An 11963-nucleotide genomic window follows, 5' to 3' on the forward strand; every position below is an offset into this window, starting at 1 on the left:
TTTTATATTTTTTCGCTAAAAGTTCCTGCCCATGTTTGAGTTACAGGCATAAGTTCTATTTCATTAATATTAATATGCTCAGGTAAGCTAATGATAAAAGTAATAATTCTTGCTATATCTTCAGCTTTGATATATTTAGTATTTTCATAAACCTCATCAGCTTTTTTAATATCACCTTTAAATCTTACTTCACTAAATTCAGTTTTGCAAAGTCCTGGAGCGATATTAGTTACTTTTATATTACTTCCACGTAAATCCGTCCTTAAAGCTTTAGAAAATTGCGCTACAAAAGCCTTGGTTCCACAATAAACATTGCCTCCATAATAAGGCACATTTGCTGCAATTGAACCAAGATTAATCACATGAGCGTTTTTTGCCTTTCTAAGTAAAGGTAAAGTAGCTCTTGCTATATATAAAAAGCCTTTGATATTAGTATCTACCATGGCCTCAATATCTTCAATATCTAAAGAATCAAACTCATTTAAACCCAAAGCAAGACCTGCATTATTAACAAGTAAAGAAATATTTTGTAAATCTTGAGGTAGATTTTCAACTGCCGCAAAAACTGCTTGTTTATCTCTAACATCAAGCATCATAGGATAAATTTTATCTCCATAAAGTTCTTGTAGTTTTTCTAATCTTTCCTTGCGTCTTGCTATAGCTATAACTTTATAATCAAGCTCTATTAAGGCTTTTAAACTTTCTAAACCAAAGCCTGAGCTTACTCCTGTTATTAAAGCAGTTTTCATGGTTGCGCCTTTTCATATAACATCAAATTTTCATTTTCTTTTAAACCAAGTTTTTTTAGAAATTTAATATTTTGTTCTTTTTTTGCAATGATGGCAAAATCAAGTGCATTAAATCCCAAATCATCTATTTCTTTATAATTAGCCTTATAATCTATAAGCAATTTAAGCATTTTTACATCTGCATAATTTGCCCCATGCATAAAGATATTTTTAGAAGTATGCTCAAGTGCACATAAGGTAATAAAATATGGAGTATTGCTTCCCATGCTAGCAATAGAAAGTTTTTCGTTATCATTAATATATTTTTGATTTACATTCGCGCCATTTTCAAGCAAAAGTTTAGCAACTTTATAGTTGTTATATTCAACAGCATAAAACAACGGTGTTTTACCAAAAGAATTTTTATAATCAACCACCGCTTCATTTTCAAGCAAAACCTTAACATTTTCTGCATTATCTAGTGCAAAAAATAAAGCAGACTCATAACCTTCATTTATTTTTACACCTAATTTTATAAATTCACTTACAATTTCACTTTCTCTATTATTTAACAAGGCTGATTTAAAACCATTATTTAATTCTAAATTGCTAATTTTTTTAGTATAAATGTATTCTTTAATCTGCTCTAAAGAATTATTTTTATTAGCCACAAATTTTTCAAAATCTGAAATATCTTTAAAAATTTTAGTTTCACCAACTGCCCAGTTTAAAAATTCATTCAAAGCATTACTAGCAAAATAAATCGCACTTGCTTTATCTAAATTAAATTCCTCTTGAAAATATTTAGTTAAAGGGTTGATTGCATTGTTGTATTCTTTCCAAAATTCCTTAAAAAGTTTAAAATTTCCAATACTTTGATAAGCCCAAAATCTAAAATAAGCTTTTAATTTTGCAAATTTTTCTTCAAGTATTATAGGATCTTGTAAAGTTTTCTGATAACCTTGTGGATCAAGTGCAATTTCTAATAATTTAAAATCAAATTTTCTCAAATCGCTAAAATATTCTCCGCCCATACAAGCACTATTGCTTCCTCTAATTTCATTAGCAAGCTCATATAATCTTTTTGTGATTTGATGATTTTTTAAAGAAAAAGCGCAATTTAAATCCACTTGAGCAAAATCTTGTGTATTTTTTGGCTCAAATTCTTTGAAAAAATCAACCTTATTTTCCTTAACATACTCACAAGTATAATCCAAAGCTAAAGCATTTAAACTTATAATCAAACTAAATAGTAAAATTCTCAAGTATTTTCCTTGAATATAAATTAAATCACTATTTTAACTAAATTTTTGCTTTAATAACAATTAATTAATTTAAAATTCATACAATGCTTGCTTTTAAAATAAGGAAAAATATGTATCAAAGTTTTTATAAAGCTAGTTTTGCTTATATTTTTTTACAAAGTGATAAAGATAAGCTTATTAATGTTAATTTTACTACATATAAGCCTGATTTTACCAAAGATAAACACGCTATTTTAGAGCAAGCCTTAGAAGAACTAGACCTTTATTTTAACAAAAAGCTTTTTGCTTTTAATACTCCCCTAGCTCTTCAGGGGAGCGAATTTGAACAAAAGATATATAAAGCTTTAATTAAAATTCCCTATGGACAAACTAAAACATATCAAGAAATTGCTTCTTTTATCAATCATCCAAAAGCTTTTAGAGCAGTGGGCAATGCAAATTCTAAAAATAAACTTGCAATTTTTATACCTTGCCATAGAGTGGTAGCTAAAAATCACTTAGGTGGATATAATGGTGGTTTATTTATCAAAGAAGCTTTACTTAAATTAGAAGGCGTGCTCTAAAATGCCAAGTTTATTACTAGCAAGTTTTATTTGGGCTTTTTCTTTTCCATTAATTGGGCATTTTATCACCTTAGAAATGGATAGTTTTTTTGCAGCATTTGCAAAAGTTTTTTTGTCTTTATTGGTATTTTTACCTTTTTTAAATTTTAAGATAAATTTGTATTTAAAACTAAAACTCATAAGCATTGGAGCTTTGCAACTTGGCGTGATGAATTTATTTTATTATCATTCTTTTTTATATTTAAGTGTAAGCGAAGTAGCACTTTTTACTATTTTTACGCCTTTTTATGTTGTGCTTTTTTATGGGCTTTTTTCAAAAAATCTTAGATATTTATATTTCATAAGTATTTTTATATGTATTATGGGTGCTTTTGTAGTTAAATTTGATAATATTAACTCTAATTTTTTATATGGCTTTTTACTTATTCAAGGGGCTAATTTAGTATTTGGAGCTGGACAAAGTTTTTATAAAATTTTATTAGAAAAAAATGCAAATTTAAGTCAAAAAGAAGCTTTTTCTTATTTTTATTTAGGAGCAACCAGCATAACCTTACCTGCTTTTTTATTTTTTGGAGATTATAATAATTTACCATCCAATTTAAGCTCTTGGATAGCTTTAATTTATCTTGGCACTATTGCTTCAGGATTTGGATATTTTTTATGGAATAAAGGCTCCACTGAAGTAGATAGCGGGGTTTTAGCCTTGATGAATAATGCCATTATACCTATAAGTATTTTTATCAATATGAGTATTTTTGGAGTAGATGTAGAGCTACTACCTTTTTGCATAGGTACTTTGATCATTCTTTTTTCATTTTTTATACATAAAAAAATCATGCATTATTATAATAAGAAATCTTACTCAAATACAAACCACTAGCAGGAGCTAAAAATCTACAATGAGCTTTTTTAGCATTGATTTGCTCTAAAAGCTCATTTTGGCTCATTTTTCCTTCTAATACTTTTAAAATACTTGTCATCATCATTCTAATTTGTGATCTTAAAAAGCCATTTGCTTCAAAATAAAACACAGTATGATTTTTATAAGTATAAACTCTAGTTTTATACATTTTTCTTATGCTTGTTTTATTATCAGAGCCTTCTTTTTGAAAGAGTTTAAAATCATGCTCTCCTTCAAATAAAAAAGCAATTTCCTTGGCTAATTTAATATTTATTTTTGGATAAAAATACACATAAGAGGCTAAAAAAGGATTATATTTTTCATGACTTATAATATAGCGATATGCTCTTTTTTGCACATCAAAACGCACTTGGAAATTTTCTTGCATTCTTTGAATATGTTTTATATGTATAAATGGGTGTGCAAAATGATTGATTTTATTTTTTAAATATACAAAATCTTTAAAATGTTCTCCTGCTTTGACACAAGCAACTGCATTAAATGCATGCACACCTTTATCAGTTCTTGAAGCAAATAAAGGCTTTTCATAAATACCCAAATGCGACAAGGCCTGCGCTAAGGTATCTTGGACACTAAGCTTGTGTGGCTGGGTAGCTGAACCTTGAAATTTAGAACCATCATAAGAAAAAGTTAATTTTAAAAGCATTAATACTTACTTGCAATTTTTGCTTTAAAATAAAACAAAGAAGTAATTAAAAAACTTGAAAAAATCACAGCAATAGCTACAAAAGGTGGATTATAAAAACTAATCAAAAGCGTAAAATAAGCAAAAATAATCACAAAAATTCCAAAATAAGCAAAACCTTTTTCATAACGATAAGTTACTATACCAAAAGAGAGTGCAAAAAGCACGCTAGCTAAAGGAAATAAAGCTATAAGAATATAAATAACAAATTCTTTTGCTTTTTCTTTATTGCTTGTTACATCAGACCAATACCCATAAAAACTTTGAGTATTTAATTCTTTAGAAGAAAGTTTACTTTTAATTAATAAATTTTTAAAACTAGAAATATGCCAATCTTCTTCTTTAATTTCATAAGCCTTTCCTTCATCTAGTTTAAAAGTAATAACCCCATCATTTGTTTCTAACTTTCCTTCTTTAGCTAAAATCACTTGTTCTTTATCTTGTGGGTTTTTCTTTGGATGATACATTATAATATTTTTATAAGTTTCATCAGAATTTTTAGCATCGATAAAAACAAGCCATTCTCCATATCTTTGTCCAAATTCCCCTGTTTTTATACTTACTTTAGCACTAATTTTTTTATAATCTACAAAATTATCAAAAAGTTCAAAAGATATAGGTATAAAAACCAAAACCACCACAAGCATAAAAGCACTTACTAAAGCTGCAATTTTTGCAAAAAAACTTGCTATCATACTTGGAGCTATACTCAAAGCAAACAACACCGTGCTTTCATTTTCCCTAGAAAGTCTATAAAATGCCAAAGTCAAAGCAATAAAAAAAGATATGGGTAAAGTAAAAATCAATATCTTTGGTAAAAGAAAAATATATAATTTGATTAATTCAAAAAAAGTAATTTCAATATAAGCAGTAATTTTAGCAAGTTGTATAAAAAATATAATCGAAACAATAATAAATAAAGTAAAAAATAAAGACAACATTGTGCTTAAAAACTGATTAAGCAAATACTTATAAACTAGTTTCATAATATACTTTCTACACTTAGATTAATCAAAATTCCGCAAAATAAAAAAGGAATCATAGGCATTTGATAATCTTTCTTGGCTATTTTTATAAACATCAAAAGACTTAAAAAACTTGCAATAAATAAAATCAAAAAGCCTTTTTCGTAGCCAAAAATTCCAAAAATCAAAGCTATTATTATAACATCACCTTCCCCTAAACTTTCTAAAATTTCATCTCTTTTTTTAAAATTTTTAATAAAATTAATCACACTTTTTAGTATGAAAATTAACCCCGCCCCAAAACACACTCGAAATAAAAAGCTATCTTGAAAATCCTCTAAATTTAAGCCATTTTGCAAAAAATCAAAACAAAAAGCTAAAATAAATAAAATCCAAAGCCAAAGCTCACTCACTGCTTTTAGATAATAATCCATCCAAGAAAGCGCTAAAAATATAGCTAGCATACAAGCAAAAATTAAAATTTGAAAAACATCTTCGATTAAATAAAAAGCAAAGACAAACAAACACGCGCAAAGAAATTCATTAAAAGGATAAATCAAAGAAATTCTTTCTTTACAAAAAGCACATTTGCCTTTTAAAAATACAAAAGACAACAAAGGAAAAAGATGATAAAATTTCAAAGTTTTGAAACACTTAGGACATTTTGATCTTGGACTTATTGTGCTTTCTTTATTAATCGTTCTTAAAATCAAAACATTGACAAAAGAACCCACGCAAAGTCCCAATAATAAAAAGAAAAATATCATTTACCAAAGGTTCTTTTGCGTTTTTTAAACTCAGTAATGATATTTGCGATTTCTTTTTTAGTAAGTGCAGGAAATAAGGTTTGACTAAAATAAATTTCTGCATAACTTGACTGCCATAATAAAAAATTTGAAATTCTTTTAGCACTCCCTACCCTTAAAAACAAATCTACATCCTCGCTTAAGTCAAGATTTGCTTGTATATTTGCTTCATTAATTTCAAGATTTTTTTCAATCACCTTTTTAACCGCTCTAACTATCTCATCCTTGCCTCCGTAAGAAATAGCTAAATTTACGCATAATCTTGTGTAATTTTTAGTTTGTTCTTGAAAATTTTGTATTTTTTTTAAGGTTAATTCGTCTAAAAGACTTAAATTTCCTATAGCTTTAAAACGCACTTCATTCGCTATAAATTTATTTAAAGATTCATCAAGATATTTATTTAATAGCTTAAAAAGAAACTCTACTTCTTCTTTTGGTCTTTGCCAATTTTCTGTACTAAAAGCATAAAGGGTTAGATTTTGAATTTTTTCATCTATACATACTTCTATGATTTTTTCAACAACTTTAGCACCTTGACTATAGCCAATTTTTTCTAAAAGTCCATTTTTTCTAGCCCATCTTCTATTGCCATCCATTACCACAGCAAGATGTTTTAATTCATTCATTCTATCCCTTTATATCCATCAATCTTTTAAAAACAAACATAGGGTTAAGCGTATTAACTACTTCAAATTTAAAATACTCGTTTAAAAAATGCGCTACTTTAGCAAAAGGTGTTTGTATGCGTGTGATTTTACCATTATCAATTATAATTTTTAAGGCACCAAAAATTTCAAAATACAAATACACTTCTAAAATATTTCCATTTTTCTTAGCTTCAAACAAAGCCCTATTTCCCTCATAAACAAAAGGTATATGATAAATTCCTTCAAAAAATGCAAAAAACATTTCTTTATAAATTTCAAACTCATATGCGCTTTTACTTTCCATAAGTCTTTGAATGATGAATTTTTTATACCAAGCTTTTTCATCACCTTCTTGCAAAAGTTTTTCTATGAGTTCAGCTCCCTCTTCAAAAAGTCTAATTTTAGGCTTTTTCAACAGATTTTTAAAAGAAATTACACCTTTGTCTTCATAAACTTCAGCTAAATACTCCTCCCCTACTTCAAGTTCTATCATACTTTTTGTTTCAAGCTTTTTAGTGTTTAAAAGCAATACATAGCGATTAAATGCGCGTTTTTCTAAAATTTGCATTCTTACAGGTAAGGTTGAGTTGATGATATTCACCAAAGTTTCCTTAATTCTTGCGCTAAAATAAAGCCAAGTTTTTCTTTGCTTTGTTTAGAACTTTGAGAGGTACTATCTTTAGTGATAAAACAAATGCTATTTTCATCACTTCCAAAGTTCATTTGCTCATTTAAGACATTTAAACACACCATATCTAAATTTTTACTAACTAAAGATTTTTTAGCATTTTCTAAAGCATTTTGCGCATCAAATTCCATTTTAAAGCCTATTTTTTTACCTTTAAAATCTAAATTTTTTAAGATGTCTTCATTCAGCTTTAATTTTAAATCAAGTCCGTTTAAATGCTCATTTTTCTTAATCTTACCCTTGTAAGCCTCAAGAGTAAAATCACTCACAGCAGCAGCCATAATTAAAGCATCAAATTCTTTGTATTTTTGCAATTTTTCTTTTAATTCTAAAGAAGATTCAAATTTTTCTAATTTATAAGGTGCTTTAAACTCCACTGAGCTAACTAATACTACTTTAGCACCTAAAAAATACAAGGCATCAGCAATAGCCTTTGCCATTTTTCCACTTGAAAAATTACTAATACATCTTACATCATCGATCTTTTCTTTAGTACCGCCACCGCTTATAACAAAACTTTTATCTTTAAAAAAATCTTCTTGCATTAAGCTTCTTTTTAAAGCATTTATAATGCTATCAAGCTCAGCCAAAGCTCCTAAGCCCTCGTCTTTACAAGCTAGAGTTTTAACTATAGGATCAATGATAATATAGCCTTGCTCTTTTAAATTTTTTAAAGATTTTTGAGTACTAAAGTGTAAATACATGTTTGTATTTGCAGCAGGTGCAATTAAAAATGGTTTATTTTTATCTACTGCTATTAAAGTTTGAATAAATAAATTATCCGCTATACCATAGTTTAGTTTATTAATAGAATTTATACTAGCAGGTGCAAAAAGCACACAATCACAAGTCTTACTAAAGGCTATATGATTATTAGTATTTTGCCAACTTTCGTTATCTTCACATAAAATTTCATCTGCTAAAGCTTCAAAACTAAGCCTAGTACCAAATTTCAAAACTCCCTGACTTAGCAAAACTTTAACCCTAAAACCTTCTTTTTTTAATAAAGAAATCAGCTCATAAGCTTTATAAAAAGCTATGCTTCCACTTACTGCTAGTAAGATAGTTTTCATTTTTTACCTAGTTTTTCATAATAGTAATTTTCTACAATCTGAGCATTAGCTCTACTAATATACATAGAACCTTTTTCTACATTTTTATGCACTGTGCTTCCTGCTGCGATGATTACCTCATCTTTTATCTCAACCGGAGCAATAAATTGCGTATCTGAACCCACAAAAACATTTTTACCTATTTTGGTTTTATATTTTTTAACCCCATCATAATTACAAGTGATAGTACCACAACCTATATTAGTTCCCTCATCTATCTCACAATCTCCTAAATAACTCAAATGTCCTGCTTTAACTCCATTTAATAAAGCATTTTTACATTCTACGAAATTTCCTATATGGGTATTTTTAAGCTGACATTTTGGACGCAAATGCGCTAAAGGCCCTACATCGCTATTTTCTACTATACTATCTTCAATCACACTTGAACTTTTAATGATAGAATTAATGATTTTTGATCTTCCTTCTATACGCACATTTTCATACACTTCACACTCGCCTACAAACTCAACTTCATCTGAAATAAAAGTCGTCGCAGGCATGTGAAAAATCACTCCTTGCTTCATCCATTCTTTTTTAATCGCTTCTTGCATAAGATCTTGAGCTAGGCAAAGCTCTACTTTATCATTTACCCCCATAAAATCTTGCTCATTTACAAACACCGCATCGATTTCATAGCCCTTTTCTTTTGCTAAATAAACTGCATCGGTTAAATAATACTCTTTAGCTTTATTATCATTTTTTATCAAAGGCAATACTTCTTTTAAAATTTGTGCTTTTATAGCATAAACACCACTATTGCAAATGTTTATAGCAAGTTCTTCTTTGCTTGCATCTTTTGTTTCTACTATTTTTTGAATTTTATTTTCTTTTAATACTATTCTTCCATAACTTTTTGGATCTTTTGCCTCAAAAACAGCCACATTAAAATCACTCTCATTTAAAGCTATTTTTTCTAAATCATCTGCTTTAACTAAAGGCATATCACCACATAAAATCAATACTTTTTCATGCTTACTCTCATAGCCCCTTAAAGCCCCTGCAGTACCTGGAAAATTTTGCAAGTCTTGTTCTAAAAAACGTGTATTTGGAAAATGCTCTAAAACAACTTGTTCAACCTTTTCTTTTTGATGAGAAAGCACTACACATACATCATCACTAATCTTATATGCTTGTTTTAAAATATGTAAAATCATTGCTTTTGAGCAAATTTTTTGAAGTACTTTTGGATTTTGTGATTTCATACGCGTGCCAAGTCCAGCAGCCAAAATAAGCACAGAAATTTTCATAATTTACCTTTGTTTTAAAAATTATTGCTTATTTTAACAAGCTAAAGTAAAAATTCTTACTAGTTGTTATTTGTTTTTTACAGATTTTCATTTACTTTAAACTGAAATTTATGGGGGGGGGTATAATTGCTTTTTTTTAATTTAAAATTAAAGGAGCAATCAAATGAAACTTTCTTATCATACAAGTAAAGTTTTAATGGGAGTTAGCATTAGTGCTTTATTAAGCAGCACTGCTTTAGCACAAGAGATAAATTATATAAATTTATCTGATTTTTTTAACTATAAAGATGGAATTTGGAGTTTAGATTCTAAAGAAAATATAGAATTAAAAATAAGCCCTTCAGATATTCAATCATACTATGGTGGAGAAAATCATGATAAACCTATAAAAGAATTTAATATCAAAACAAGTGGTATTTTAACTATTGGAGATGGAGATAATTGGATAGATGTAGGTAGCACTTCGACTAATGAAGCAAAATATGATTTATATAGCGTTAATTTAGAAGCAAAAGAAATCATTTTAAATTCTGATAGAGCTACTTTAGAAGCAAATAAAGCCTTTAATATAAAGGGAAATGTTACATTCAATGGTAGCTCACCTATAACAATTGACAATATATACAACGAAGAACTTGATAGACCTGGTTTATTTGTATGGAATGGATATGGCGAAAAAGATGGCTATATGAGCATACAAGGAAATTTAAATGTAAATAATTCTTTTATTGGTATATATGATGCAAATAAAAAAGGTGGCTTAATCTCTGTAGATGGAGATGTAAATATAAAAGGTTCGGCTATAGGTATAAGTACAAATAGTGTTTCAAATTTAGGTATAAACAACTATGTAGCTATAAAAACAACAGGTAGTTTTAACCAAGATATAGATAAAAACATAGTAACAGCACTATATACTAAAGATATAACGAGCATGCTTGAAACAAGCAATTTACTACCAAAAAATGTATTTTTTGAAGATACTGATTTGGCTCAATTTACAGATTATAAACTTAGTGTTTCTAATGATGGCAAAAGTCTTTTAATTAGCGGTGGTGCTAATGAAAATGTAAGAGATTTATCAAAAATATTAAAATCTGAAATTGATATTAGAAAAGAAGCCTTAGATACTTTTGAGAATATAAAAAAGAATATAGAATATGATGAAGAATATAACAAAAATTCCTACCAAAAACCAGGATATATTGGCGATGATGCTATGCTTGAAGCCATAGCGCAAGCAGAAAAAGAACTGCAAGAACAAATTAAAAAATTAGAACAACAAATCCAAGATATACAAGATAATGGTGGAAAATTTGATGGTGGTGATTTAGTTGAAAATATGAAAGATGTTAGTTTAGAAAATAAAAATTTAGCTGTAAATATGCTAAATAGTATTTTAGATTCTAAACTTAGCAATGATGCTGTTGCAGCACTCACTCTAGATACCACAGGAAAAAATCTAAACACACTTACTACAAATACAAAAGCAAGTGCAAAAGCTATAGTAAATAATGCTCAAAATTCTTCTGTTAATTCATCTATAGGTGTAGCAAATGATCTAGCCATTGGAACAAGAGTAGCAAAACTTTCAAATCCTTATCAAGATAAAGCTTTAGTAGAAAAATTTGCTACAACCCATATAGCAGCACTAGCAAGTGATGTTTATAATTATTATGGAAATTCTTCGTTTAACAATAGCTTTTGGGGTAATGTTTTTGGTGGTGCAAATATCATAGATGGAGATAGTGGTGCTTTATATGGATTTACACTAGGTGCTGATAGAAAAATCAATGATAATGCTTTACTTGGTTTTTACTTTACCTATGCTGATTCAACTATCAAAGATGGTGTTATGGAGCAAAAATCAGATAACTATCAATTTGGTATTTATTCTTTGATTAATCCAAATGATCAATGGGAAATTAATTTAAGAGCTTATGGACAAATTTCTCCAACAGATCAAAGTGTAGCAATGCTAAGTGATTCTAGTAATGCTGATTTTGATAGTAAATTCTTTGGCTTAAGCGCTAATGCTGGTAGAATTTTTAATCCAAATTCATCATCATTATTTATCAAGCCTTTTGCTGGTATAAATTACTACTACGCACACACTCCAAGTTATAAAGAAAGTGGTATGTTTGCAAAAGAAGTTCAAAGCATGACAAATAATTCTATATCTTTAGAATTAGGTGCTGAATTTAGAAAATATATGAGTGAAACATCATATTTATTTGTCACTCCAAAAATAGAACAATATGTAATGAATAATGGAGATGATTTTGTAGCTGGATTTGTTGGTTCAAGTTCAAATTTCATCATCAAAGGAAAC

At 28.3% G+C, this 11963-nt stretch carries 12 protein-coding genes; 3 read left to right on the top strand and 9 right to left on the bottom strand.

What is annotated here, in order from left to right:
* Positions 1-2: 2 nt before the first annotated feature.
* Together CAMP5060_RS00920 and CAMP5060_RS00925 are read right to left on the bottom strand one after the other, a co-directional pair.
* Entirely contained in the window at positions 3-749 is a 747-nt protein-coding gene (locus CAMP5060_RS00920; protein ID WP_214100354.1) for an SDR family NAD(P)-dependent oxidoreductase, read from the bottom strand.
* Positions 746-1993, bottom strand: a complete 1248-nt coding sequence (locus CAMP5060_RS00925) for an ankyrin repeat domain-containing protein (RefSeq protein WP_087700614.1) — start codon at positions 1991-1993, stop codon at positions 746-748. The genes CAMP5060_RS00920 and CAMP5060_RS00925 overlap by 4 nt, the downstream gene beginning before the upstream one ends.
* A 110-nt stretch (positions 1994-2103) precedes the next feature.
* Between CAMP5060_RS00925 and CAMP5060_RS00930 the strand changes: the two genes are divergently transcribed.
* On the top strand, positions 2104-2556 hold the full coding sequence (locus CAMP5060_RS00930) for a methylated-DNA--[protein]-cysteine S-methyltransferase (protein ID WP_214100353.1): 453 nt from the start codon (positions 2104-2106) through the stop codon (positions 2554-2556).
* Position 2557: 1 nt separating this feature from the next.
* Positions 2558-3436: an EamA family transporter gene (locus tag CAMP5060_RS00935; protein ID WP_087700612.1), complete on the top strand. Its 879-nt coding sequence runs from the start codon at positions 2558-2560 to the stop codon at positions 3434-3436.
* On the opposite strand, the gene truA is transcribed toward CAMP5060_RS00935, so the two are convergent.
* From truA to glmU, 7 genes are read right to left on the bottom strand one after another with little or no spacing between them, the layout of a single operon-like run.
* Complete coding sequence (gene truA / locus CAMP5060_RS00940) at positions 3390-4124, bottom strand: tRNA pseudouridine(38-40) synthase TruA (RefSeq protein WP_214100352.1); 735 nt, start codon at positions 4122-4124, stop codon at positions 3390-3392. The genes CAMP5060_RS00935 and truA overlap by 47 nt on opposite strands.
* Positions 4124-5149 (bottom strand): LptF/LptG family permease, encoded by a 1026-nt coding sequence (locus CAMP5060_RS00945; RefSeq protein WP_214100351.1) that lies wholly within the window; start codon positions 5147-5149, stop codon positions 4124-4126. Before CAMP5060_RS00945 ends, truA begins: the two co-directional genes overlap by 1 nt.
* On the bottom strand, positions 5146-5895 hold the full coding sequence (locus CAMP5060_RS00950) for a prepilin peptidase (RefSeq protein WP_214100350.1): 750 nt from the start codon (positions 5893-5895) through the stop codon (positions 5146-5148). Before CAMP5060_RS00950 ends, CAMP5060_RS00945 begins: the two co-directional genes overlap by 4 nt.
* Positions 5892-6560 carry a polyprenyl diphosphate synthase gene (uppS, locus tag CAMP5060_RS00955; RefSeq protein ID WP_087700608.1) on the bottom strand — a complete coding sequence of 223 codons (669 nt, stop codon included), beginning with the start codon at positions 6558-6560 and terminating at the stop codon, positions 5892-5894. Before uppS ends, CAMP5060_RS00950 begins: the two co-directional genes overlap by 4 nt.
* A 1-nt stretch (position 6561) precedes the next feature.
* Positions 6562-7182 (bottom strand): hypothetical protein, encoded by a 621-nt coding sequence (locus CAMP5060_RS00960; protein ID WP_214100349.1) that lies wholly within the window; start codon positions 7180-7182, stop codon positions 6562-6564.
* Positions 7179-8342, bottom strand: a complete 1164-nt coding sequence (coaBC, locus tag CAMP5060_RS00965; RefSeq protein ID WP_337217729.1) for a bifunctional phosphopantothenoylcysteine decarboxylase/phosphopantothenate--cysteine ligase CoaBC — start codon at positions 8340-8342, stop codon at positions 7179-7181. Before coaBC ends, CAMP5060_RS00960 begins: the two co-directional genes overlap by 4 nt.
* Positions 8339-9631, bottom strand: a complete 1293-nt coding sequence (glmU, locus tag CAMP5060_RS00970; RefSeq protein WP_214100347.1) for a bifunctional UDP-N-acetylglucosamine diphosphorylase/glucosamine-1-phosphate N-acetyltransferase GlmU — start codon at positions 9629-9631, stop codon at positions 8339-8341. The genes coaBC and glmU overlap by 4 nt, the downstream gene beginning before the upstream one ends.
* A gap of 163 nt (positions 9632-9794) precedes the next feature.
* Between glmU and CAMP5060_RS00975 the strand changes: the two genes are divergently transcribed.
* Positions 9795-11963: autotransporter outer membrane beta-barrel domain-containing protein (locus CAMP5060_RS00975; protein WP_337217730.1), on the top strand; the 2169-nt coding region annotated here is incomplete at its 3' end.

Origin of the sequence: Campylobacter sp. 1569 (assembly GCF_024723675.1) — a bacterium.
GTDB lineage: Bacteria > Campylobacterota > Campylobacteria > Campylobacterales > Campylobacteraceae > Campylobacter_D > Campylobacter_D jejuni_C.